Source organism: Streptomyces sp. NRRL WC-3626 (genome assembly GCF_000718785.1).
GTDB classification, from domain to species: domain Bacteria; phylum Actinomycetota; class Actinomycetes; order Streptomycetales; family Streptomycetaceae; genus Streptomyces; species Streptomyces edwardsiae.
The window spans coordinates 1-24,156 of sequence record NZ_JOCA01000024.1; the positions used below are offsets into that span (position 1 = coordinate 1).

The window sequence follows — 24,156 nt, forward strand, 5'->3', positions numbered from 1 at the left end:
CCCGCCACCGCCCCCACCCCCGCCGGCCGCCCGTCCCGCGCCGCCCGCCCCGCCCGCGCCGACGCCCACCCCGCCGCCGCGCCCCCGACCCGTGCCGCCCCCGCCGCCGGCCCCGAAACCGTCGGCCACCCCGAAGCCGCGTCCGTCCGTGACGCCGGTGCACTACCCGCGCTACCGCGCGGCTCCGGTCCGGCACCCTTCCGGCGGCGCCACGAAACCGCTCACCTTCGTCCTGCTCATCACGATGCCCGCGGTGGTCGCGATCGCCGCGCTGCGGCCGCGCTGACGCCCGTACCGACCCGACCCTTCTGGAGGCACCTCTTGCCGGAATGGCTTGTTCTCACCCTCGCGATGCTCGCCGCCTGTGTCGTGGTGGTGGTCATCACCCTCGTACGGCACCGCAGGGCGGCCGACGACGAGGATCCCAGCGAGACCCCGGACGTCATCGAGTACATGACGATGTGGATCGGCGTGGTGTACGCCATCGTCCTGGGCCTCGCCATCGCGGGCGTCTGGGAGGGACGCAGCGCCGCCCAGGAGACCGTCCAGGCGGAGGCGGTGGCACTGCACGAGGTCTCGGAACGGGTCCGTGTGTACCCCGTCGAGGTCCGTGACCGTATCCGGGACGATGTCAACGCCTATGTCGGACACGTCGTCACCACCGAGTGGCGGGCCATGGCCGACGACGGGCAGGTCACCGAACGCGGCACCGAACTCCTCGACCGCGTCCGCCGGGACGTCACCGACTACGAGCCGCGTACGGACTTCGAGGCGCAGGCCTACCAGCCGCTCGTGGACCAGGTGGCCGCCGCCGACCAGGCGCGCAGCGCCCGCGCCGAGTCGACCGGGGAGACCATGCCGGGCGTGGTCTGGTTCGGGCTGCTCTCCGGGGCCGTCATCACCATCGGGATGATCTTCGCGCTGCAGATCCGGCGTACAGCCCGCGAGATGGTCCTGGCCGGGATGTTCTCCGCGCTGATCGCCTTCCTGCTCTTCCTCATCTGGGACTTCGACGCCCCCTACAGCCGGGGTCTCGCCGCCTCCGCGGACCCGTTCTTGCGGCTCTTCCCACACATCGGGGGCTGAGCGCCGTCCGCCGCGGGCAGAGCCGCGCCCCGGATCCCGGGGGATCCGGGGCGAGCGGCTCACGAACGGGTGCGGAACGGCGGCCCGGAGGGGACAGCGCTTCAGATCCGCTTCTCGGCGCGGCGGCGCATCCAGAAGACGCCGCTGCCGACGACCGCGGCGGTCACCAGCGCCCCGCCGATGGCCATGTCGGTCGGGGTCGCCCCGCTGGTGCTGCTGCCGCCGATACCGCCGCGCACCCCGCCGATGACGGTGAAGGCGGCCGGCCGGGTCAGGCTCCGGCCGGAGCAGTGGACCGTGATGTCGTAGGGACCGGGACGGGCCTCCGCGTCGATGGTCGCGGTGCCCTTCGAGGTGTCGTTGGCGCCGCTGATCGGCGTCAGGTTCGTCCGGGGGAAGGCGTTGGAAGTGGCGGTGCCACCGTTGGGGCAGCCGTCGACCGTGATGGTCAGTTGGCCGCCGCGGGCGATGACGCTGGGCAGGGCGACGATGTTGGACGGGTTGGGAACCCGGCCGCCGTCCGCGACCGCCACCGGGGCGGCGATCCCGAGGACGGCGACCGCGGCGCCGGCGGCCGCCAGGGCACGTGACTTGCGCATGTGATCCTCCGCGGAAGACGCCCCGGGTCCCGTTCCCGGTAGATCGGCGAGAAAGCGCCTCCCGGAAAGACCCTCAGATGCCGTGCCCGGGCCCGCATTTCGGCAATGGTCCGTACCGGTGAGCGGCGCGCCGTGCGGAAAACCGTGCGAAGGGATATCGCCGCAGGTCACGGACCGTCAGAAAATCTTCGTCCGGTCGCGCCCCGGATGGCGCACCCGCGGGCCGGGGGCCACCCGTTCGCCGCCGCCCCGTCGCCGGTTGCGCGAGGGGCCTTTAGCGTTTTCGTCATGCGCGAGTGGTACGGCGACGGCCGTGTCGAGAGGGGAAGGCGAATGTCTGCTTTCGAGCCGGACGAAGCCGAATGGGAGGCACGGCGGAAAAAGCGCGCCCCCTGGGGCGTGATAGCGCTGGTCATGCTCACCGGCCTCGCGCTCCTCCGCAACGGCTCGGGCGAATTCGACGAGGGCCCGCCGCAGCCGGCCGGCGCGGCCGCCGCCGACACCCGGGTGCCCGGTGGCGGTGTCACGGCCGACGCGGTGCGGCCGCTGCCGTACGCGGTCCCGGACCGGGTGACGATCCCGGCGATCCAGGTGGACGCGCCCGTCATCCCGGTGGGCCTGGACGCGGACGGCTGGGTCGCCGCGCCGCCGCCGCAGGACCCCAACCTGGCCGGCTGGTTCACCGGCGCCGTCTCACCGGGCGAGAAGGGCACGTCGGTCGTCGTCGGCCATGTCGACAACGCGCAGGGACCGGCCGTGTTCTACGGGCTCGGGGCACTCAAGAAGGGCAACCGCGTCGAGATCCTCCGCAAGGACGGCAGGACCGCCGTGTTCGAGGTCTACGGCATCGAGGTCTTCGCGAAGAACGACTTCCCCGGCGACCGGGTCTACGCCTCCAAGGGGACCGCGGAACTGCGGGTCATCACCTGCGGCGGCGGCTTCTCCCAGCAAAACGGCTACGACGGCAACGTGGTCGCCTTCGCCCGCCTGGCCGAGGTCCGCTGAGCGGACCCGCGCCCGGGCGGGCGGAAGGACAGCTCACACGTACTGCCGGCGGGGCACGGTGACGTGATAGCCGGAGTCCAGCAGTTCGGGCAGATAGGAGCGCAGGGCCCGCACGCTCTGCGAGCGGTTGCCCCCGGCGTCGTGGGAGAGCACCACCACGCCGGGGGCGGCGCCCTCCGCCACCCGGTCGACGATCGTGCGGGTGCCGGGGGTGGTCCAGTCGAGGGTGTCGACCGTCCAGGCCATGGGCTCCATGCCCAGTTCGGCGCCGAGCTGGAAGGCGGCGCGGTTCCATGCGCCGTAGGGTGCGCGGAACCATTCGGGGCGTTCGCCGTAGGCCCGCTCGACGACGTCGCTGGTGCGTTCCATCTCGGAGCGGATCCGGGAGCGCCGCAGCCGGGTGAGCAGCGGGTGGCTCCAGGTGTGGTTGCCGACCACATGCCCCTCGTCGGCCATCCGGGCCAGCAGGTCCCGGTTGTAGGCCGCCATCTCCCCGCACACGAAGAACATCGCCCGCACCTCGTAGCGGGCCAGGGTGTCGAGGATCTGCGGGGTGTAGCGGGGGTCGGGGCCGTCGTCGAAGGTCAGCACCATGGTGCGGCCGTGCGCCGGCACCCGCAGCAGCGGTTCGTGCCGTACGGGCGTCCCGCCGCGCGGGGCGTGCGGCGGCGGGCCGTAGCCGGTCAGGGGCCGCAGGCGGTACTCGGAGGGCCTGAGCGGGCGGCGGGCCGCCCGGGCGCCGGCGGCCGGCGGGGGCGGGGCCGGCGCGGCACGGTTCCCGGCGCCCGGCGCGAACGCCGCGGCCACCCCGGCCGCGCCCAGGGAGACGGCCCCGGCGAGGAGCGCCCGGCGCCGGGTGAGGAAGAGATCCTTCTGCATGACTCATCAGTCGCCCGACGAGGGGCCGACGCACCTCAGCGGCACCGGTGCGGCGGCACGGTTTCATTCGATCGGCGCAGTGCGGGCGCCGGACCGCCGCGGGTGGGTGAAAGCCGGACCCCCGTACTCCGATAACCTCACTGCCGTGACGGAACAGCAGTCCCACCGGTTCGAACGGGGCACGGACGGCCCGAAGGTGATCGTGGCCGGCGTGGACGGCTCCGACTCCTCGATGCGCGCGGCCGCGTACGCCGCCGGCTTGGCCCGCCGCCAGGGGGCGCTGCTCGCCCTCGTGTACGTGCAGCCGGTGCTGGCCGCGGGAGCGGCGCTCGGCGCGCCGGTCGCCGATACCACCGAGGAGATAGCCGAGGACCTGGTGGCGCAGGTCAGGGACGCGATGGAGCGGATCAAGGGCGTCTTCGACTTCCGCTGGGAGTTTCACACCTTCCGTGGTGACCCCTACAACGGCCTGGTGAAGGCGGCCGACGACCTCAAGGCGGACGCGGTCGTCGTGGGCGTCTCCGAGCAGGCGGGCCACCGCTTCATCGGCTCGGTGGCGGTCCGCCTGGTGAAGGCGGGCCGCTGGCCGGTCACGGTGGTGCCGTAGGCCTGTCCGGCCGAGCCCTGCCGGCTTGGCCGGGCGTGACCGGGACGCGCGGATCCACTGCACCGATGGCGGTCGGGGGACCGGGGGAGCGGCTCGTACCTGCGCTTCAGGTTGCCCGGGACGCCATGAGCGCCCGCGAAGCGGCCGTCGGGCGGGTCGGGGAGCCGCCGCGCGGGCACGGCTTCGGGCAGGACCGCCGGCCCGGCGTCCGGCGGCTCACCGCTCCAGCAGCATCCGCTGCAGTTCGCGGGCCGCGCGAGGCGGGGCCACGTCGCTGCGGTGGGCCAGGGCGATGGCGCGGTGCAGACCCGGACGGGACAGCGGGGTGACGCGCAGTCCGTGGGCGGAGCGGGCGGCCACCATCCGCGGCACCACCGCCACCCCGAGCCCGGCCCGTACGAAACCCAGCACCGCGTCCATCTCGCCGCCCTCCACCGCGAATTCGGGCTCGAAGCCCTCCGCCCGGCACGCCGCCACCGTCAGCTCGCGCAGGTCGTAGCCGTGCCGGAACATCACCAGGCGTTCGCCCTCCAGATCGGCGATGCGCACGGTGCGCCGGCCCCGCCCGGGCGTGGGGGCGTCCGGGGACGACACCACCACCAGGTCCTCGCGCAGCAGCTCCACCGTGGTGAGCGCCGGGGACGGCGTCGGCAGCGGCAGCACCACCAGCGCCAGATCCAGCGCCCCGCGCGCCAGCTCCCGCACCAGATCGTGCGAGCCGCCCTCCTCGATCAGCAGCCGGACACCCGGATACCGGTCGTGGAAGGCGCGCAGCACATCCGGCAGCAGACCGGTGCACAGGCTCGGCGTGGCGCCCAGCCGCACCCGCCCGCCGCGCAACTGGACGACCTCCTGCACCTCGTGCCGCGCGGTGTCCGCGTCGGCCAGGATCCGCCGGGCCAGCGGCAGCAGCGCCTCACCCGCGTCGGTCAGTGTGATGTTCCCGCGCGCCCGCCGGAACAGATCGGCCCCCAGGTCCCGCTCCAGCGCCTTGATCTGCTGCGACAGCGACGGCTGGGCGACATGGACGAGTTCCGCGGCGTGGGTGAAGTGCCGGGTCTCGGCGACCGCCACGAAGTACTGGAGCTGCTGGAACTGCATGAAGCCATCATAGGCAGGCCCTATCGAATCGAGCCGCACCATGTCTTGGACCGATGGGGCCCTTCGGCCCTAGCGTCTGGTGACATGGCTCTGGCAACGCGGACGGGCCGACGGCCGTCCATGGCACGCACCGTGTGGGACTCGACCGTCGGCAAGAAGACAGTGATGGCGGTCAGCGGCATCGTCATGCTGCTGTACCTGGTCGTCCACATGATCGGGAACCTGAAGATCTTCTTCGGGGCGGGCGAGTTCAACCACTACGCGCACTGGCTGCGTACCGTCGGCGAGCCGTTCATGCACTACGAGTGGACGCTGTGGATCATCCGGGTCGTCCTGGTCGCCGCAGTGATCGCCCACGCCGTCTCCGCGTACCAGCTCAGCCGCCGCGACATCAGGGCGCGCCCGGACAAGTACGTGCACAAGAAGGCGCGGGCGAGCTACGCCACGCGCACCATGCGCTGGGGCGGCATCATCCTCGCCCTGTTCATCGTGTGGCACCTCCTCGACCTGACCACCGGCACCGTGCACTCCGGCGGCTTCGAGAGCGGCAAGCCCTACCAGAACGTCGTGGACACCTTCTCCACCTGGTACGGCAACACCATCTACATCGTCGCGATGCTCGCCGTCGGACTGCACATCCGGCACGGCTTCTGGAGCGCCGCCCAGACCCTCGGCGTCGGCAGCCGCACCCGCGACCGCGCCCTCAAGACGACCGCCAATGCCCTCGCGCTGCTGCTCACGGCCGGCTTCCTCGCCGTACCCGTGGGCGTCATGACCGGAGTGGTGAGCTGACCATGACTTCCTACACCGACTACACGGCCGGCGAACCGGTCGCCGACACCAAGGCCCCCGCCGGCCCCGTCAACGAGCGCTGGGACACGCGCCGTTTCGAGGCCAAGCTGGTCAACCCCGCCAACCGGCGCGGCAAGACCGTCATCGTCGTCGGCACCGGCCTCGCGGGCGGCTCCGCCGGCGCCACGCTCGCCGAACAGGGCTACCGCGTCGTCCAGTTCTGCTACCAGGACTCCCCACGCCGCGCCCACTCCATCGCCGCGCAGGGCGGCATCAACGCGGCGAAGAACTACCGCAACGACGGCGACTCCGTCCACCGGCTGTTCTACGACACCGTCAAGGGCGGCGACTTCCGCTCGCGCGAGTCCAATGTGCACCGCCTCGCGCAGATCTCCGTCGAGATCATCGACCAGTGCGTGGCGCAGGGCGTGCCCTTCGCCCGCGAGTACGGCGGACTGCTCGACACCCGCTCCTTCGGCGGCGTCCAGGTCTCCCGCACCTTCTACGCGCGCGGCCAGACCGGCCAGCAGCTCCTTTTGGGCGCCTATCAGGCGCTCAGCCGGCAGATCGCGGCCGGCAACATCGAGATGCACGCGCGCACCGAGATGCTCGACCTGATCGTCGTCGACGGGCGGGCCCGCGGCATCGTCGCCCGGGACCTGATCACCGGGAAGACCGACACCTACTTCGCGGACGCCGTCGTCCTCGCCAGCGGCGGCTACGGCAACGTCTTCTATCTGTCGACGAACGCCATGAACTCCAACGCCACCGCGATCTGGCGGGCACACCGGCGCGGCGCCTACTTCGCCAACCCGTGCTTCACCCAGATCCACCCCACCTGCATCCCGCGTACCGGCGACCACCAGTCCAAGCTGACGCTGATGAGCGAGTCGCTGCGCAACGACGGGCGGATCTGGGTCCCGAAGGCCAAGGGCGACGACCGGCCGGCGAGCAGCATCCCCGAGGACGAGCGCGACTACTACCTGGAACGCATCTATCCCTCCTTCGGCAACCTGGTGCCCCGCGACATCGCCTCCCGCGCCGCCAAGAACGTCTGCGACGAGGGCAGGGGGGTGGGCCCCGGCGGCCAGGGCGTCTACCTCGACTTCGCCGACGCCATCGAGCGCATGGGGCGCAAGGCCGTCGAGGCCAGGTACGGCAACCTCTTCGACATGTACCAGCGGATCACCGACGAGGATCCGTACCGGGTGCCGATGCGGATCTACCCCGCCGTGCACTACACGATGGGCGGCCTGTGGGTCGACTACGACCTCCAGACCACGATCCCCGGCCTGTTCGCCATCGGCGAGGCCAACTTCTCCGACCACGGAGCCAACCGGCTCGGCGCCTCCGCCCTGATGCAGGGCCTCGCCGACGGCTACTTCGTCCTCCCGGCGACCGTCAACGACTACCTGGCCCGCAACCCGCACCAGGACGAGATCACCGACGAACACCCGGTGGTGCAGGAGGTGCTGGCCGAGACCCAGGACCGGCTCAACCTGCTGCTGGCCGTCGACGGCGACCGCACCCCCGACTCCTTCCACCGCGAAGTCGGCGAACTCATGTGGGAGTTCTGCGGCATGGCCCGCACCGACACCGGACTGCGCAAGGCCCTGAGCCGCATCCCGCAGATCCGCGAGGAGTTCTGGCGGCGCATCAAGGTCCCCGGCACCGGCGAGGAGTTCAACCAGTCCCTGGAGAAGGCCAACCGCGTCGTCGACTACCTGGAACTCGCCGAGCTCATGTGCCTCGACGCACTGCACCGCGCCGAGTCCTGCGGCGGCCACTTCCGCGAGGAGTCCCAGACCCCCGACGGCGAGGCCGAGCGACGTGACGAGGAGTTCTCCTACGCCGCCGCCTGGGAGTTCACCGGCACCGGCGAGGCGCCGTCCCTGCACAGGGAAGACCTGGTCTTCGAGTACGTCCACCCCACCCAGCGGAGCTACGCATGAAGCTCAACCTGCGCGTCTGGCGGCAGAAGAACGCCGGCGCCGACGGTGCCATGTCCACGTACCAGGTGGACGGCATCTCGCCCGACATGTCCTTCCTGGAGATGCTCGACACCCTCAACGAGGAGCTCATCCTCAAGGGCGAGGACCCGGTCGCCTTCGACCACGACTGCCGCGAGGGCATCTGCGGCGCCTGCTCGCTCGTCATCAACGGCGACGCCCACGGCCCCGAACGCACCACCACCTGCCAGCTGCACATGCGGTCCTTCGAGGACGGCGACACCATCGACGTCGAACCGTGGCGGGCGTCCGCCTTCCCGGTGGTGAAGGACCTGGTGGTCGACCGGTCCGCCTTCGACCGCATCATCCAGGCCGGCGGGTACATCACGGCGCCGACCGGCTCCGCGCCGGAGGCGCACGCGGCGCCGGTGCCGAAGCCGGACGCGGATCTGGCGTTCGAGCACGCGGAGTGCATCGGGTGCGGGGCGTGTGTGGCGGCGTGCCCCAACGGGGCGGCGATGCTGTTCACCTCCGCGAAGGTCAACCACCTCAATGTGCTGCCTCAGGGGGCGCCCGAGCGCGAGACCAGGGTGCTGGACATGGTGGCGCAGATGGATGAGGAGGGGTTCGGAGGGTGCACGCTCGCCGGCGAGTGTGCGACCGCCTGCCCGAAGGGCATTCCCCTGACTTCCATCACCGGGATGAACAAGGAGTGGTTGCGGGCCACCCGCAAGGTGAGCAAGCGGTAGTCGCCCCTGGAGGGGCGCTTCAGTGAACGTTCGCCGTCACGTGCGGACGGGCGGGGTCGGGGTGGTGCTCCCCCGGCCCCGTTTCGCTCGCGTTCCCGGGGTTCAGCTGCTCCACATCCCTGCTCCCGGCGCCGGTCACGTACACGCCAACCCCGGCCGGGAGAACAGGGGTGTCCCCACCCGCTCCGGCGCGTGATCAGGAGAGAGCCATGACCGGCGTGCTGACCGCAGACCACCCCCCGAAGCCCACCGCACCCTCCCGCTACACCGTCACCCTCGCCCGCGACGAGGAGGACGTACGGGCCGCGCAGCGGCTGCGGTACGACGTCTTCGCGGGGGAGATGGGCGCCCTGCTGTCCACCCCGCAGCCGGGGCTCGACGCCGACCCCTTCGACGCCTACTGCGACCACCTGCTCGTACGGGAGGAGACGAGCGGGCAGGTCGTCGGCACCTACCGGCTGCTGCCGCCCGAGCGCGCCGGCATCGCCGGACGGCTGTACGCGGAGGGGGAGTTCGACCTCTCCGGGCTGGACGCGATACGGCCCTCCCTCGTCGAGGTCGGCCGCAGCTGTGTGCACCCCGGCCACCGGGACGGGGCGGTCATCGGGCTCATCTGGGCCGGCATCGCCCGCTACATGACCGACCGCGGCCACGCCTGGCTGGCGGGCTGCTGCTCCATCCCGCTCGCCGACGGCGGCACGCTCGCCTCCGCCACCTGGGACCGGGTGAGGGCGAAGCACCTCGCGCCCGAGGAGTACCGGGTACGGCCGCTGCTGCCCTGGCAGCCGAAGGCCTCCGGCCCCGCCGCCGCCCCCGCGGATCTGCCCGCCCTGCTGCGCGGCTACCTCAGGCTCGGCGCCTGGGTGTGCGGGGAGCCCGCGCACGACGCCGACTTCGGCGTCGCCGACCTCTATGTGCTGCTGCCGATGAACCGGGTCGACCCCCGCTATCTGCGGCACTTCCTCTCCCTCGTCCCCGCCTGATGAGCGTCTGGCTGCCGGGGGCGCCCTGCACCCCGCGCGGCTGCGTGGAACCGACGGAGCGCGCGGCCGCCGTACCGCTGGCGGTGCTGCGGCTGTCGGCCGTCGGGCTGCTGATGCTCGCCGGGATCGCGCTGCTCCCGCTCGGGCGGCGCGTCCCGGCGGGCGTGGTGCGCCGGTGGTGCCGGTGGATCGTGCGGGCCGCCGGGGTCAGGGTCCGGATCGCCGGGGCCGCGCCGCCCACGGGCGGACTGCTGCTCGTCGCCAACCACATCTCCTGGCTGGACGTTCCGCTGCTGGCGGCCGTCCGCCCGGCCCGGATGCTGGCCAAGGCCGAGGTGCGGCGCTGGCCCGTGGCGGGGGCGCTGGCCGCGCGCGGCGGTGTGCTGTTCATCGACCGTGACCGGCTGCGTGCCCTGCCGGAGACGGTCGCCGCGCTCACCACGGTCCTGCGCGACGGCGCGGCGGTCGCGGCGTTCCCGGAGGGCAGCACCTGGTGCGGAAGGGCCCGGGGACACTTCCGCCGGGCGGTGTTCCAGGCGGCGCTGGACGCCGGGGTCCCGGTGCAGCCGGTCCGGATCCGCTACCGCGGTGTGCGCGGCACCCCGGCCACCACGCCGGCCTTCGTCGGCGACGACACGCTGCTCGCCTCGCTGTGGCGCGTGGCGTCGGCGCGGGGTGTGACCGCCGAGGTCGAGGTGCGGGAGCCCATTCCGGCGGGGCGTCACGACGACCGCCGCGCCCTGGCGCGCGCGGCGCAGCCGGAGGTGCCGGCGGGGCACGCGTGACGGTGGCCACGGGTGAGCGCTGTGGAAAATTAAGTACTTTTTGTCGCTTTCATGCCGTTTTCGGCAGAGTTTCCGGAGAACCCGTCAGAGGCGACCTTCGAAAGGAGGGTGATGGAAGATGATCACCCGCGAAGACATCTCGATCCTGCTGGACCACCCGGTGTACGACGGGGACGGGAACAAGGTCGGCGACGCGAAGCACGTCTTCCTCGACGACGCCAGTGGACGCCCCGAGTGGGTGACCGTCAAGACAGGCATGTTCGGCTCGAGCGAGTCGTTCGTCCCCATCCGTGACGCCGCCCTGGTGCAGGATCACCTCGAGGTTCCCTATCCCAAGGAAAAGATCAAGGGCGCGCCCAGTGTCGACATCGACGCGGGCGGTCATCTGTCGATGGACGAGGAGCATCGTCTGTACGAGTACTACGGCATCGACTGGGGCTCCGTGCTGAAGGATCCGGACGATGGCGGCCGGTCGCCCGGTGCGGGCACGGGCACGACCACCGGCACGGGTACGGGTGGTACGGGTACGGCGGGTGCCGCCGGGGCCGCGGGTGCGGCCGGTGTGGCTGGTGCCGCAGGCGCGGCGGGCATCGCCGGCCGTCGTGGCGACACCGCCTCCCGGACGGGGGCGCCGGGGACGACGGCGGGCGCCGCGGGTTCCGCCGGTGCCGCCGGCTCCGCGGGCACGGCCGGCCGACGGAGCGAAGCCAGGGCCGCGAAGCGCGGTGGCGAGGCCATGACGCGCTCCGAGGAGCATCTGCGCGTCGGCGTCGAGCGGCACGAGACCGGACGGGCCAGGCTGCGGAAGTACGTGGTCACGGAGGAGGTCCAGCAGACCGTGCCGGTGCGCCACGAGGAAGTCCGCGTGGTGCGTGAGCCGATCACCGACGCGAACCGCGGTGACGCGATGTCGGGCCCGGCCTTCAAGGAGGACGAGCACGAGGTCACGCTGCATGCGGAGCGGCCGGTCGTCGAGACGGAGGCGGTGCCGGTCGAGCGGGTGCGGATGACCACCGAGGAGAAGGTCACGGAGGAGACGGTGCGGGGACGCGTGCGCAAGGAGCGCATCGAGGCGGAGACGGAGATGAACGAGGAGCCCGGCCGCCGCCCCGGCCGCGACATCCCCAAGCGGGGCCGCGAATAGCCCGTCCCCCGCTCACTCGCGCGGCCGGCACCGACGGGGTGCCGGCCGCGCCCACTCGTGCCGCCCTGCGGCACGCCCGCCCGCGGGAACGCGGAGGTGGCGGTTAGGGTCGGGGGATGACGGGAAGTGGGAGTTCGTCGGCTCTGGCTGTTTTCGACGTTGACAACACGCTTGCCGATACCGCGCATCGGCAGCATTTTCTGGAGCGCCGGCCACGGGACTGGGACGGCTTCTTCGCGGCCGCGCCCCAGGATCCCCCGCTCGCGGAAGGCATCGCACTCGTCCACGAAAGTGCGAAGGAGTGCGAGATCGTCTATCTCACCGGCCGCCCCGAACGCTGCCGCCGCGACACCCTCGACTGGCTCGCAGCCCGGCAACTGCCCGCAGGCGACCTGTACATGCGCGGTAACGCGGACCGCCGCCCCGCCCGTCACACCAAACTCGCGGTGCTGCGCCGCCTCGCCCGCACCCGCGACATCCGCGTCCTCGTGGACGACGACGAACTGGTCTGCCAGGACGCCCGAAAGGCGGGCTTCACCGTCGTCCACGCCCGTTGGGCCGCCCCCAGTGGCGACCTGAAGGACGCGCAGGAGCGCGAGGGCCGGACCTGATCAGTCCGACTCGTCCAGGCGGAAGCCCACCTTCAGCCCCACCTGCCAGTGCGCGACCTGCCCGTCCTCGATCTGCCCGCGCACCTGGGTCACCTCGAACCAGTCGAGATTGCGCAGCGTCTGCGAGGCGCGCGCGATGCCGTTGCGTACGGCCTCGTCGACGCCGTCCGGCGAGGTACCGACGATCTCCGTGACCCGGTAGGTGTGATTCGACATAGGACTGCTCCTCTCATGTCACTCCACCGTGCCCCACGCCACGGCCGGGCGCGAGGCGTCGGCCCCGTTCGCCTGACCGCTTGACCTACTCATTGGTCCATACCAAGATACGGAGCACCCGCCCGAGCCCCGCTCGCCCCCCACGTCGGGCCCACCCTGTCCGTCAGACAGAAACAGGACCCCTCGTGAGACGCCCCCTGCTTGCCCTCGTCTGTGTGTCCGCCTCGCTGCTCAGCGGCTGTGGCCTGATGCCCGGCGACGCGGAACGGAGCACGGTCACCGTGTGGCTGATGCAGCACAGCGCGTCACAGGAGTATCTGGACCGCTTCACCGAGGAGTTCGAGCGCGAGCACCCCGACCTCGACCTCGACCTCCGCATCCAGGAGTGGACCGGCATCGGCGAGAAGGTGCAGGGGGCCCTGGAATCGAACGACGCGGACGGCCCCGACGTCATCGAGGTCGGCAACACCCAGGTCGCCACGTACGCGGAGGGCGACGGACTGCTCGACCTCACCCTGGAGTCCATGCGGGACTGGGGCCGCGACGACTGGCTGCCCGGCCTCGCCGAACCCGGCCAGTGGGGCTCCCAGCAGTACGGCATCCCCTGGTACGCGGCCAACCGGGTCGTCATCTACCGCAAGGACCTCTTCCGCGAGGCCGGCATCACCGCCCCGCCGAAGACCCGCGACGAGTGGCTCACCCTCACCGAGGAGCTCGACACCGGCGGCAACCAGGGCATCTACCTCGCCGGCCAGGACTGGTACACCCTCGCCGGCTTCATCTGGGAGGAGGGCGGTGAACTCGCCAAGGAACATGACGGCGTCTGGCGCGGGGCGCTCGACAGCCCGGCGGCCCTGAGCGGCATGGACTTCTACCGGCGGCTCCAGGCGCTCGGCGACGGACCGGCCGACGCCGACGAGGAACACCCCCCGCAGGCGGGCGTGTTCGCCGACGGCAAGGTCGCGCAGGTCGTCGCCGTACCGGGACTGGCGAGCGCCATCCTCAAGCAGAACCCGGACCTGAAAGGCGAGTTGGGCTACTTCCCGGTGCCCGGCAGGACCGCCGACAAGCCGGGCGCCGTCTTCACCGGAGGCTCCGACCTCGTCATCCCCGCCAAGACCGACGCCCGGGAGGGCGCCGTCGAGGTCGTCGCCGCCCTGACCGGCGCCCAGTGGAACACCGAGCTGGCCCGCACCATGAACTACGTCCCCAACAAGGCCGGGCTCGCCGAGTCGGTGGCGGGGGAGGAGGGGGTCGCGGCCATGGCGGCCGGAGCCGCACAGGGCCGGGCGACCCCCATCACACCCCAGTGGAGCGAGGTCGAGGCGGACAACCCGATCAAGGAGTACATGACCAAGGTGCTCACCGGCTCCGACCCGGCCACCGAGGCCGAACGCGCCGCACGGCGCATCACCGAAGCCCTGGCCTTCGACTAGGGCGATGCGCCGCTCCCGTCAGCGGGCGACGCTCAGCGACAGTGCGAACCGCCCCTCCCCGTCCGTCCACCACCGGGTCAGCTCCAGTTCCGCGGCCGACAGTTCCCCGCGCACTCCCTCCTTGCGGAACTTCGCCGACACCTCGGTGCGCAGATCCTCGCCCGCCGCGAAGTCCACGGCGAGTCCCAGGGCGGGGATCTTCACCGTCTGCGCGGTACGCGAGCGCAGCCGCATCTCGATCCACTCGTTCTCGGCGTCCCACACCGCCACATGACGGAACGCGTCCGGATCGAAGTCGGCGCCCAGCTCCCGGTTGACGACGGTCAGCACGTTCTTGTTGAACGCGGCCGTCACCCCGGCCGCGTCGTCGTACGCCCGGACCAGAACCTCCTCGTCCTTCACCAGGTCGGTGCCGAGCAGCAGGGCGTCGCCCGGGGCGAGCAGGGTGCGGACGGCGGCGAGGAACGCGGCACGTTCGGCGGGGAGGAGATTGCCGATGGTGCCGCCGAGGAACGCCACCAGCCGCGGTCCCGGCGTCCGAGGCAGCGTCATTCGGGCGGTGAAGTCGGCGATCAGCGCGTGCACTTCCAGCCCGGGCCGCTCGGCGACGAGCGCCTCCCCGGCCAGGGTGAGGGCGCTCTCGCTGACGTCGACCGGGACATAGGTGTGCAGCCCGGTCAGCGCGTCGATGAGATGGCGGGTCTTCTCCGAGGAGCCGGAGCCCAGTTCGACCAGGGTGCGGGCGCCGGACGCGTCGGCGATCTCCTCCGAGCGGGCGCGCAGGATCTCGCGCTCCGCACGGGTCGGGTAGTACTCGGGCAGCGCGGTGATCTCCTCGAACAGCTCGCTGCCGCGCGCGTCGTAGAACCACTTCGGCGGCAGCGTCTTCGGGCTGCCGGTCAGGCCCTCCTGGACGTCGCAGCGCAGGGCGGCGTCCGTGGTGTCCTCGGGCAGGGTGCGGGTGAGATGGAACGGACTCACGTGAGGGGCTCCTTGAGCGGGGTCAGCAGGACGTCCGTGGGGTTCGCCGCGAGGAGGGTGCGGTCGGGGACCTGCTGCCAGTGGGGGTCGTCGTCGTAGGGCTCGGAGGCCACGACGGTGCCGCCGCCGGCCCGGGTGAGGTACCACAGGGTGTCGCCCCACGCGGTCGCGGTGATGGTGTCGCCGTTGGTGAGCAGCAGGTTGAGCCGGGCGGCCGGGGCCGCGGCGGCGACCTCCAGGACGGTGTCGGCCATGGCCTGTCCCTCCGTGTCACCCGCCCGCAGCCGGGCCAGGACCAGGGCCCACACGAACGCGGAGTCGTTGCGCGCCTCGAGCGACAGCACGTCCGCGGCGGACAGGGACGACACCAGCGGCGCGAGCGACCCCGGCCAGCCGGGGACCGCCCCGTTGTGGCTGAACAGCCAGGTCCCCGCGGCGAAGGGTGCTGCCGCGGCTTCAGCGTCGGCGCCGGAGAGCGTGGCGTCCCGTACGGCGGCCAGCAGCGCCCGGGTGCGTACGACGCGGGCGAGGTCGGCGAAGGACAGGTCCGCCCAGATGGGCCCGGAGCGCCGGTAGCGGCCCGGCACCGGATCGCCGTCCGCGTACCAGCCGATGCCGAAGCCGTCCGCGTTGACCGTGCCGTAGCGCTGGTGACGGGGCGCCCAGGACTGCCGGTACAGACCGTGTGCGGGCTTCACCAGCAGCTCGCCCAGCGTCTCCTTGGGTCCCACGTACGCGATATGGCGGCACATCAGACGTTCTCCGAGCGGGCGGTGCGGAATCCGGAGAAGATCTGGCGGCGGATGGGCAGGTCCCAGTTGCGGAACGTGCCCCGGCAGGCGACCGCGTCCACGGCGAACGAGCCACCGCGCAGCACTTTGTGCTCGGGCCCGAAGAATACTTCCGAGTACTCCTTGTACGGGAAGGCTTTGAAGCCGGGGTAGGGGGTGAAGTCGCTGGACGTCCATTCCCACACGTCGCCGATCAGCTGCCGTACGCCGAGCGGTGACTCACCGGCCGGGTAGCTGCCGGCGGGTGCGGGGCGCAGATGGCGCTGGCCGAGGTTGGCGTGTTCGGGGGTGGGGTCGGCGTCGCCCCAGGGGTAGCGCATGGTGCGGTCGCCGGCCGGGTCGTGGCGGGCGGCCTTCTCCCATTCCGTCTCGGTCGGCAGCCGCCGCCCGGCCCAGCGGGCGTAGGCGTCGGCCTCGTACCAGCACACGTGCAGGACCGGTTCGTGCGGCGGCACCACCTCGGTCACCCCGAAGCGGCGCCGCAGCCACTGCCGGCCGTCCCGGCGCCAGAACAGCGGAGCGGTGAGCTGGTTGCGGCGGACATGAGCCCAGCCGTCCGGCGTCCACCAGCGCGGATCGTCGTAGCCGCCGTCCTCGATGAAGGCCTGGTACGCGCCGTTCGTCACCGGCGTGGTGTCGATGTGGAAGGAGGCCACCTCGCGCCGGTGCGCGGGCCGTTCGTTGTCGAGTGCCCACGGCTCGCTGGAGGTGCCCATGGTGAACGGGCCGCCCGGAACCAGGACTTCGGCCGGGCCGGTGAACAGCGGCACCGGCTCCGGGTCCGGTGCGGTCAGCACCCGCGGGCCCTTGCGGAGCTGGTGGGTGATGAGCATGGTCTCGTCGTGCTGCTGCTCGTGCTGGGCGATCATCCCGAAGGCGAAACCCGCCTCCGTCAGCCGCGTCCCGCCGAACGCGGTCCCCTCCAGCACGTCCAGCGCCCGGCCGCGCACATCGGCCGCGTACCGGCGGGCCTCCCGCGGCGGCAGCAGCGGCAGACTCGGACGTTCCGCACGCGGATGCTCGAAGGCGTCGTACAGGGTGTCGATCTCGGGCCGTATCGCCTCCTGCCCGGCCACGGCCCGCAGCAGCCACTGCTCCTCCTGATTGCCGATATGGGCGAGGTCCCACACCAGCGGAGACATCAACGGCGAGTGCTGCGCGGTCAGATCGGGCCCCTCCACGCAGTCGGTCAACAGCGTGGTGCGCTCCCGCGCGGTGATCAGCGAGGCGACCGCGCGCTCGCGCAGGACTTCGGCGTCGAGGGCGGGGTCGGTCATGAGGGGGTGTCCTTCCCGTGCGGGTGCGTGGTGCGGGCGGCGGCGGCCGTGGCGCGCAGCCGGTCGAGCGTGTCGTCGGCCGGGCAGCGGCCCCGCGCGACATGACGGTCCCGGTAGGCGGCGACCGCCCCGGTCACCCCGTCGTCGGCGCCCAGCCGTGGCAGGGCGTCCAGTGCCGCCGCGAAGCAGACGGCGGCCACCTCGCGCAGCTCCGGATCGGCGAGGCCGACGCGGGCCGCGTCCTCGTACAGGGGATTGTGCGGCGCGGGGCGGCCGTGCGCCCGCTCGGCCAGCGGCTTCACCGCCCGGTAGGCGGTCTCGGCGGCCTGCGGATCGTCGAACAGCGCCGCGACCACGGCCAGCGGCACGATCCAGCCGTCGTCACCCGGCTGCGCGTCGATCATGCGCAGCTCCAGATGACCGCGCGGCCGGACCGGCGGGAACAGGGTCGTCGCGTGATAGTCGAAGTCGTCCCGGGTCGGCGGCCTCGGCGCCCCGGACCTGATCCACTCCCGGAAGGTGAGCCCGTCCGGCACCTGCCAGGGCCCGGCGTCCTGCCGTACGCACATCACGGGCGAGTCCAGGACGTGCCGCGCCCAGGCGCCGCGCGGGTCGGCGTCCAGCACCGGGCCGCCGGCCCGGCCGGGGCCGATCTGCGTCCAGCGCAGCTGCCGGGTGGACAGCCAGCCGGTCGGCCGGCCACCGGCGACGGGGGAGTTGGCGAACACGGCGACCAGGACCGCGCCCAGGTGGTGCGCCAGCCACCAGCGCCGTACATGGCCGAGCGGGCCGGGCTCCTCGTACCCGGCGTCCACGCACACCTGCACGGAGGCGGAGGCGCGCATCATGGCCCGGCCGGCGGGGCCGGTGCGGTCGAGACAGGCCTCCATGGCGTCGTAGCGCGGCTGTCTCAAGAACCGGCGGGGGGTGTGCCAGGGGTCGTGGCCGAGGCCGGCGAGGACCAGCCCGTCCTCGCGCAGGACCGCGCGGACGGCGTCCAGATCGGCGGAGACGGTACGGACGCATTCCATCAGGGAGGCGGCGGGCGGCGAGCTCAGCTCCAGCTGGCCGCCGGGCTCGACGGTGAGCGCCGACCTCAGGGTCACGGTCCGCAGTGCGGCGTAGGCCGCTTCGAGACGTTCGGGTGATACGGGGAGCCGCGGATCCCGCAGCTCGTGGACGAGCCATTCCACCTCGACGCCGAGGCGGCGCGGCGGTCCGGTCTTGAAGCAGATACCCCGTGCCAGGGCCTCCACCTCGGCTTCTGTGACAGCGGTACGCGGCTCGATACAGCCGCCTGCCGAATCGGACATAGTCGGGATCCTCCTGAGATTCCACCATGTCGCCGGCCCGGAGCCACCTCGGCCCGGCCCGGCACCAACTCGTCCAGCCAAAACCTTCGCGTCGCCCTGCACAAGGGCGCCTGGCGGGGCGTTCCGGGTCGGTAATCCCTTCGTCCGGCCTGTTCCCGGCGGTTTTCCGCCCGTTTCCCGGGCCTTCCCCGGAGGCGGAAACTCCGTTGCGCCGCGTCACCAGCATCGCTCAGGATGCGTGCATGAGCACGACGAGGGAGATCACGGGGCGTGTGCTCACGGCGGCCACGGGGGTGTCGCCCTGAGCGCGCGCCCGCGTGGTGTCGCCCGGGAGACCGAGCGGATCGTGGCGGCGGGCACCCGCCGTGCACCCGGCGGTCACGAGGTGTCCGTCGCGTCCCGGACCGGCACCCGTTCTCCACGGACCGGGTGATCCACTCACCCGCCGTGCCGGTCCTCCGACGGCCTGCCCGCGGGGATCAGTTCCAGCCGTACCGCTCCCGCAGCCGCTGACGCACGAGGTTGAACCGCATCCGGTCCAGCGCGCACGCCTCCCGGCGCATGCCCTCGTCGTGCAGCCGCAGCACCCGGTCCACGGCGACCCACGAGTCGCGGCCCGACCGGTCCCACGGCCCGCTGCCGATCGGCACCCACTCCCGGTCCCCGTTGTGCGCCTTGCTGGACAGCATCACGGCGAGAACCGTGCCGCCCGCCTCCCGCGCGACCACGAGCACGGGACGGTCCTTGCCCCGGCCGTCGTTCTCCTCATAGGGGACCCAGGTCCAGACGATCTCTCCCGGATCGGGGTCGCCGTCGTGCGCCGGCGCGTACTCGGTGCGCACCCGGCCCACCTCGCGGGGCGCGGCCTCGACGGTGGCGGAAGGACCGTACCGGCCCGGGGCGTTGTCAGTGTCGAAAGCGGTCACCCGCGTACCGTACGGCACGCGGGCGACCACATGTTCGAGACCCTTCCGGCCCCGGCCGGCTACGGGCGGATCCTCACCGGGCGGCTGTTGTACGCCGCCGCCTCCAGCACCGGACGGCCCGATCCGAGCGACCGCCGCGGCCAGGACACGGTGACCGTCCGCGACTCCCCGGGCAGCAGCCACAGGTAGTTGTCGCTGTACAGCGTCGGCAGCACCCGCTCACCGTCGTCGTCCAGCAGGGACAGCCGGACCATGGCCGCCACGGCCGTACCGCGGTTGCGGACGGTCGCCGTCAGCTCGTGCCGGTCGCCCTCGCGGGACAGCCGCCGCACCGACCCGGTCACCCGCACCTGCTCGGCCCTGCCCAGCGCCCGCATGGCGGACGGGTCCCGGTAGCGCCAGTAGGTGTTGCGGGAGAGCTCCCCGCCGTCGGAGTCCTCCAGCGTCAGCCGCAGCAGATGCAGGTCCGGCAGGCCGTCGCGCCAGTCCGCCGTGAACGCCTCCGCGGTGGCGGCGGGCGCCAGATCGACCCGGGCGCTTCGGCTGCCGCCGAGCCGGCGGCCCGACAGGTCGTACAGCCCGGCGGTGACGGTGGCGTTCCGCAGCCGCTTCGGTGTGTGGTTGACCGCGAGGACCCGCCAGTTCACCGGGTCGGCCTGTACATGGAGGGGTTCGCAGGCGGCGCGGACGCCGTAGTACATGCCGTTGACGTCGAAGTCGTAGTCGTACGTCTGCCAGACCGTGCTGTGCCAGGCCGGGTGGGACATCCACAGCATCAGACCGGTGGCGTTGTCCCACAGGTTGGCGTTCCACGCCTCGAACATGGCGCGGCCGTTCTCGTAGTTGACGAACTGCGCCTTGCGGGCGAAGTCGTCCAGACCGTCGGCCTCACCCAGCCGGGCCTCGATCGCCTTGCGGTAGTTCTGCGGCGACTGATTCCCGCGCTCGCTCCAGTCGTGGTAGTACCAGGCCCCCTCGATCGGCCACTCCGGCTCGTCACCCGTCAGACTGCGGATGCTCGCCGCGGTGGAGACGACCGGCATGCCGATCTCGGTGTGGAAGCCGAAGTCCTTGCTGCCGTACGACGACGGGTCGAAGTACCGTTCCGGCTCCACCCAGCCGTAGGGGCCGCCGCCGGTGACGATGCCACCGGCCGAGTTGTTCTGGTACAGAATGCCAGGCGCCTGCCGCTCGACCGCCTCGCGCATGCCCTTGTCGATCTCGGCCGGCGGATCGCCCTCGTTGGCGCCGCACCACACCACGACGCTCGGGTGGATGCGGTAGCGCAGTACGGTGTCCCGCGCGGTGGAGACGAAGGCGTCACGGTCCGGCGGGTCCATGGCCCAGGCGTTGGGGAAGTCGTTCCACACCAGGATGCCGTGCTCGTCGCAGGCGGCGAAGAACTCCTCCCGGTCGCTGCTGCCGACCCAGTTGCGGATCATGGTGAAGTTCATGTCCCGGTGCATCCGCACCGCCGCGTCCATCCGCTCCCGCGGCATCCGGCGCAGCAGCTCGTCCCAGCCCCAGTTGCCGCCGCGGGCCAGCACCCGGACACCGTTGACGCTGATCCTCAGCGGCTCGGGGGTGTTGTCGACGGAGGCCACGTCCGTCCACTTCTCGCCGTCGTCGGACACCTGGACGACGTAGGTCTTCGGGTACGCGCTCTCCCACACCACGGCCACCCGGTCGAACCGCTTCGGTGCGCCCAGGTCGACCCGGATCCACTGCTGGTCCTCGTAGCGTGAGGACCAGCGGGTGCCCGGGTCGCCGTCGGTGGCGTGCGAGGCCGGGTGGTCGGACTCCTGGGTGGAGGCGGTCGCCTCCTTGCGCAGCGCGAGGTCCGTGCCCGGCTCGGCGCTGTCGACGACCCCGAGGGACCACAGCGAGTTGCCCCAGGTGGTGTTGCGTATCCCGCAGGCGAGCCGGACGTAGCGGGCGGTGCGCGCCTCGAAGTCCGTCACCCTGAGGCTCGCGCTGCCGTTGTTGAACGGCAGCGGCACCGCGCCGTTGTCCACCGCCGCCGCGTCGGTCCACTCCGAGCCGTCCGCGGAGACCTGCACCACGAACGACTTGGCGTACGCCTGCTCCCAGACCAGGTCGACCCGGTCGAAGGACCGCTCGGAGCCCAGGTCGACCCGGATCCACTGGTCGTCCTCGAAGGCCGAGGACCAGCGGGTGCCCGGATCGCCGTCGGTCGCGTTCGCGGCGCCGTGGTCGTCGCCGTCCGCGCTGGACGCGTCCGCGTCGGCGTGCAGGGCGAGGTCCGCCGTGGGCCGCGTGCTGTCGAACACGGACAGGGCCCACAGCGAACTGCCCCACGAGGTGGCCCTGGTGAGACACCTGACCCGTATGTGCCGGGCCTGCCGCCGCTCGAAGGTGACCGACTGGGTGTACGCGTCGCCGGAGGCCGTGAACGGCAGCGGCACGTCGTACGCGTAGCCGAACTGGCGGATACCGAAGCGGGTGGTGCGGCGGTCGCTCTCGGAGCCGCCGGCCGTGGCGGTCAGGGTGAGGTCGTGGAGCCGGGCCTCACCGAGCCCGTTGGGCCACCACAGTTCGGGATCGCGCAGCCGCAACCGCCCGAAGGCGTCGGGGGAGAAGACGACGTCGACGCTCCGTCCGGCCGGCACGGTGACGGCCCTGCTCACCCGTACGCCCTCGAACGCCGCGGTGACGGTCGCCTCGTGGTCGGAGTCGTCGGCGTTGCGGACCGGGACGACGATGGTCAGCTCCGCCACCGAGAGGTCCGGGAGCTTCGGCAGCACGGTGTCCACACGCGGGTCGCCGATGACGATCTGCCCGGTCGATCTCAGCCGGACGTGGTTCCAGATCCCGGCCGCCCGGTCACGCACGGCGGGCATCCAGTCCCAGCCGGAAGCGGCGAGATACGTGGGGGAGTTGAGGTTCATCTGTCCGGCGCCCGCGTCCACCCAGGCCTCACCGGCCGGGCCCTTGTCGCCGGGGCTGCCGGGGACGGGCAACGGGGTGATCCTCACCGCGAGGGCGTTCTCCCCGTGGGCCGCGAGCAGCCCGGTCACGTCGTGCGCGGAGCGGGCGAACGGGTGGGTCAGATCGCCCGCCTTCTCGCCGTTCAGCCAGATGTCGGCGCGGTGGTTGACGCCGTCGAACTCCAGCCAGATCCGGCGGCCGGCACCGGTGCGCAGCCCGCGCGGCAGCTCGAAGTCCCGCTTGTACCACCAGGAGTGCCGGGAAAGCGCCTCCGGGATCCGCAGGTTGTTGAGGCCCGACACGGGGTCGGGCAGTTTGCCCTGGTCGACGAGCGAGGCGAGGACCGTGCCGGGCACGGTGGCGGGCAGCCAGCCACTGGTGTCCACGGACGTCCTGGACAGTCCCGGACCGTCGTCCCCGGCCCAGTCGTCCATCGTCAGCCGCCAGCCGGACTCCAGCGGTACCGTGCCGTCCTCGGCCTGCCTCAGCTCGGGCGCGTTGCCGTGGCGGGTGCCCCAGTCCGTCCACCCGGTGGCCGAGGGGCGGTGGCCCCTGGCGGTGCCGTACACCTCGAAACCGTTGACGCCGAGGGGGAGCGGGCCGGAGCGGCGGCGGGACGTCATCCGCACCCAGCGGGCCGCCACCTTGCGGGTGAGCTGGATGTTCACCACGCCCCCGGTTCCGGCGGCGGTGCGGTAGACGTCCGTCCACCGGGTGTGGTCCGTGCTGGTCTCGACGACGAACTCGAGCGAGTAGCTCGACTGGATCTCCTTGCCCGTCGTACCGCTGTGCGGATTGCCGGAGGTGGGCGGGGTGAACACCGGGTCGCCCGCGTCGGCCTCGAAGGTCAGCCGGATCCAGTCGACCTCGCAGACGGCCTGCAGGTCCACCGTGATCCACTGCGGATCGCCGGACCCCGCCCGCCAGCCGCTGCCTCCGACACCGGGCGAGGCCAGCCGGTCGACCGCGAACGAGCCCGGGGTGGGCGCGTAGTCCGTGGAGGACACGGTGACCGGCCGGTGCAGGGCGAGCTCACCGGGGGCGGACGGGTTGGCCGGGGTCTCGGCGACGGCGGCCCGGGCGCTGGACACCGGGAGCAGCGAGCCGAGACCGAAACCGGCCAGCAGCGTGGATCCCGTGGTGACGACAGACCGCCGCGAGGGATGACGCGGCGGGTCCGACTTTTCTTTCATGAGCGTGAAGTCCCATCAGAAAGCAGCGGAACGAGCCCGTGACGGCCTCGCCCGCCCCTGGTGCCGAACGGAATGACAACGTTGCCAAAGGCTGTGGCGCGGGATGCCTTCTGTCAAGAGCTGTGGCGGTGGTGGCCGGTGGGTCGCGGTTGGCGGGCGACGTCACGGGTGTACGCGTGGGCAAACATGTCTGATTCGCCTTTGCGGGTGGAACCCGTTGGACATGGGCAGGACCGCGCTGATCGTCATCGACATGATCAACACCTACGACCATGTGGACGCCGGCCGTCTCATCCCGTCCGCCGAGACGGTCGTCCCCGTCGTCTCCGCCCTGCTGGAGCGTGCGCGGCGGCAGGACGTCCCGGTGATCTACGTCAACGACAACTTCGGCGAGTGGCGCTCCCACCACGGCGAGCTGCTCGAGAAGGCCCTGGCGGGGCCGTACGCGCACCTGGTGGAACCGCTGCTGCCGGACGACTCCTCGCTCTTCGTCGTCAAGGCCCGGCACTCCGTCTTCTTCGAGACGCCGCTCGGCTATCTGCTCAACCAGCAGGGCATCGACCGGCTCGTGCTGTGCGGCCAGGTCACGGAGCAGTGCGTCCTCTACTCGTCGCTGGACGCGCACATCCGCCACCTCGACGTGGTCGTCCCGCGTGACGGCGTGGCCCACATCCATGCCGATCTGGCGGATGCGGCCTTGCGGATGATGGAACGCAACATGGGCGCGCATGTGTGCGACAGCGACGAGCTGTGGAGCTGAGGCGCGGTGAGGCGTCCACGTGGG

General features: G+C 72.1%; 22 protein-coding genes and 1 pseudogene. 13 read left to right on the top strand and 10 right to left on the bottom strand.

Translation table 11 applies throughout. The features are described 5' to 3' along the window. Both IF28_RS40020 and IF28_RS0129295 read left to right on the top strand, forming a co-directional pair. A pseudogene (locus IF28_RS40020) lies at positions 1-286 on the top strand (hypothetical protein); the annotation flags it as partial. A 35-nt stretch (positions 287-321) separates the two neighbouring features. After that, entirely contained in the window at positions 322-1,086 is a 765-nt protein-coding gene (locus IF28_RS0129295; protein WP_078621518.1) for a DUF4239 domain-containing protein, read from the top strand. 101 nt (positions 1,087-1,187) lie between these two features. On the opposite strand, the gene IF28_RS0129300 is transcribed toward IF28_RS0129295, so the two are convergent. After that, the gene (locus IF28_RS0129300) at positions 1,188-1,685 is read right to left on the bottom strand and encodes a hypothetical protein (RefSeq protein ID WP_030226400.1); all 498 of its coding nucleotides are present in this window, start codon (positions 1,683-1,685) and stop codon (positions 1,188-1,190) included. 333 nt (positions 1,686-2,018) lie between these two features. Here IF28_RS0129300 and IF28_RS0129305 point away from each other — a divergent pair, with 333 nt between their 5' ends. After that, entirely contained in the window at positions 2,019-2,690 is a 672-nt protein-coding gene (locus IF28_RS0129305; protein WP_030226402.1) for a class F sortase, read from the top strand. Between the two features lie 33 nt (positions 2,691-2,723). On the opposite strand, the gene IF28_RS0129310 is transcribed toward IF28_RS0129305, so the two are convergent. Further along, complete coding sequence (locus IF28_RS0129310; protein WP_030226403.1) at positions 2,724-3,569, bottom strand: polysaccharide deacetylase family protein; 846 nt, start codon at positions 3,567-3,569, stop codon at positions 2,724-2,726. A gap of 145 nt (positions 3,570-3,714) precedes the next feature. On the opposite strand from IF28_RS0129310, the gene IF28_RS0129315 reads away from it, so the two are divergent. Further along, positions 3,715-4,176, top strand: a complete 462-nt coding sequence (locus IF28_RS0129315; protein WP_030226404.1) for a universal stress protein — start codon at positions 3,715-3,717, stop codon at positions 4,174-4,176. A gap of 216 nt (positions 4,177-4,392) precedes the next feature. Here the strand turns inward: IF28_RS0129315 and IF28_RS0129320 are convergent, their stop codons facing one another. Continuing rightward, complete coding sequence (locus IF28_RS0129320) at positions 4,393-5,277, bottom strand: LysR family transcriptional regulator (protein ID WP_030226405.1); 885 nt, start codon at positions 5,275-5,277, stop codon at positions 4,393-4,395. Between the two features lie 120 nt (positions 5,278-5,397). On the opposite strand from IF28_RS0129320, the gene IF28_RS0129325 reads away from it, so the two are divergent. From IF28_RS0129325 to IF28_RS0129355, 7 genes are all read left to right on the top strand, one after another. After that, positions 5,398-6,069, top strand: coding sequence for a succinate dehydrogenase (locus tag IF28_RS0129325; RefSeq protein WP_030226407.1), 672 nt, complete (start codon positions 5,398-5,400; stop codon positions 6,067-6,069). A gap of 2 nt (positions 6,070-6,071) precedes the next feature. Beyond that, entirely contained in the window at positions 6,072-8,021 is a 1,950-nt protein-coding gene (locus tag IF28_RS0129330) for a fumarate reductase/succinate dehydrogenase flavoprotein subunit (RefSeq protein ID WP_030226408.1), read from the top strand. Next, the gene (locus IF28_RS0129335; protein WP_030226410.1) at positions 8,018-8,767 is read left to right on the top strand and encodes a succinate dehydrogenase/fumarate reductase iron-sulfur subunit; all 750 of its coding nucleotides are present in this window, start codon (positions 8,018-8,020) and stop codon (positions 8,765-8,767) included. The genes IF28_RS0129330 and IF28_RS0129335 overlap by 4 nt, the downstream gene beginning before the upstream one ends. A gap of 209 nt (positions 8,768-8,976) precedes the next feature. After that, a complete protein-coding gene (locus IF28_RS0129340) occupies positions 8,977-9,750 on the top strand; it encodes a GNAT family N-acetyltransferase (protein WP_030226411.1) in 774 nt (257 codons plus the stop codon). Continuing rightward, positions 9,750-10,535: a lysophospholipid acyltransferase family protein gene (locus IF28_RS0129345; RefSeq protein WP_030226412.1), complete on the top strand. Its 786-nt coding sequence runs from the start codon at positions 9,750-9,752 to the stop codon at positions 10,533-10,535. The genes IF28_RS0129340 and IF28_RS0129345 overlap by 1 nt, the downstream gene beginning before the upstream one ends. Before the next feature lie 118 nt (positions 10,536-10,653). Further along, entirely contained in the window at positions 10,654-11,679 is a 1,026-nt protein-coding gene (locus IF28_RS0129350; protein ID WP_030226413.1) for a DUF2382 domain-containing protein, read from the top strand. 116 nt (positions 11,680-11,795) lie between these two features. Then, the gene (locus IF28_RS0129355; RefSeq protein ID WP_030226414.1) at positions 11,796-12,290 is read left to right on the top strand and encodes a nucleotidase; all 495 of its coding nucleotides are present in this window, start codon (positions 11,796-11,798) and stop codon (positions 12,288-12,290) included. Here IF28_RS0129355 and IF28_RS0129360 read toward each other — a convergent pair whose 3' ends face one another. After that, entirely contained in the window at positions 12,291-12,506 is a 216-nt protein-coding gene (locus IF28_RS0129360; RefSeq protein ID WP_030226415.1) for a dodecin, read from the bottom strand. A 185-nt stretch (positions 12,507-12,691) separates the two neighbouring features. Between IF28_RS0129360 and IF28_RS0129365 the strand changes: the two genes are divergently transcribed. Next, on the top strand, positions 12,692-13,942 hold the full coding sequence (locus IF28_RS0129365) for an extracellular solute-binding protein (RefSeq protein ID WP_030226417.1): 1,251 nt from the start codon (positions 12,692-12,694) through the stop codon (positions 13,940-13,942). Between the two features lie 18 nt (positions 13,943-13,960). Here the strand turns inward: IF28_RS0129365 and egtD are convergent, their stop codons facing one another. The 6 genes from egtD to IF28_RS0129405 all read right to left on the bottom strand — a co-directional run bounded on the left by egtD (position 13,961) and on the right by IF28_RS0129405 (position 23,372). Next, positions 13,961-14,923: an L-histidine N(alpha)-methyltransferase gene (egtD, locus tag IF28_RS0129370; RefSeq protein ID WP_030226419.1), complete on the bottom strand. Its 963-nt coding sequence runs from the start codon at positions 14,921-14,923 to the stop codon at positions 13,961-13,963. Beyond that, positions 14,920-15,675 carry an ergothioneine biosynthesis protein EgtC gene (egtC, locus tag IF28_RS0129375; RefSeq protein ID WP_030226421.1) on the bottom strand — a complete coding sequence of 252 codons (756 nt, stop codon included), beginning with the start codon at positions 15,673-15,675 and terminating at the stop codon, positions 14,920-14,922. The genes egtD and egtC overlap by 4 nt, the downstream gene beginning before the upstream one ends. Beyond that, positions 15,675-16,991: an ergothioneine biosynthesis protein EgtB gene (egtB, locus tag IF28_RS0129380; RefSeq protein WP_030226423.1), complete on the bottom strand. Its 1,317-nt coding sequence runs from the start codon at positions 16,989-16,991 to the stop codon at positions 15,675-15,677. The genes egtC and egtB overlap by 1 nt, the downstream gene beginning before the upstream one ends. After that, positions 16,988-18,304 (bottom strand): ergothioneine biosynthesis glutamate--cysteine ligase EgtA, encoded by a 1,317-nt coding sequence (egtA, locus tag IF28_RS0129385; RefSeq protein ID WP_030226425.1) that lies wholly within the window; start codon positions 18,302-18,304, stop codon positions 16,988-16,990. Before egtA ends, egtB begins: the two co-directional genes overlap by 4 nt. A gap of 479 nt (positions 18,305-18,783) precedes the next feature. Then, positions 18,784-19,230: a type II toxin-antitoxin system PemK/MazF family toxin gene (locus tag IF28_RS0129400; protein WP_030226427.1), complete on the bottom strand. Its 447-nt coding sequence runs from the start codon at positions 19,228-19,230 to the stop codon at positions 18,784-18,786. A gap of 59 nt (positions 19,231-19,289) precedes the next feature. After that, positions 19,290-23,372: a discoidin domain-containing protein gene (locus IF28_RS0129405; RefSeq protein WP_030226429.1), complete on the bottom strand. Its 4,083-nt coding sequence runs from the start codon at positions 23,370-23,372 to the stop codon at positions 19,290-19,292. Positions 23,373-23,595: 223 nt separating this feature from the next. Between IF28_RS0129405 and IF28_RS0129410 the strand changes: the two genes are divergently transcribed. Beyond that, positions 23,596-24,132, top strand: a complete 537-nt coding sequence (locus tag IF28_RS0129410) for a cysteine hydrolase family protein (protein WP_030226431.1) — start codon at positions 23,596-23,598, stop codon at positions 24,130-24,132. Positions 24,133-24,156 lie beyond the last annotated feature (24 nt).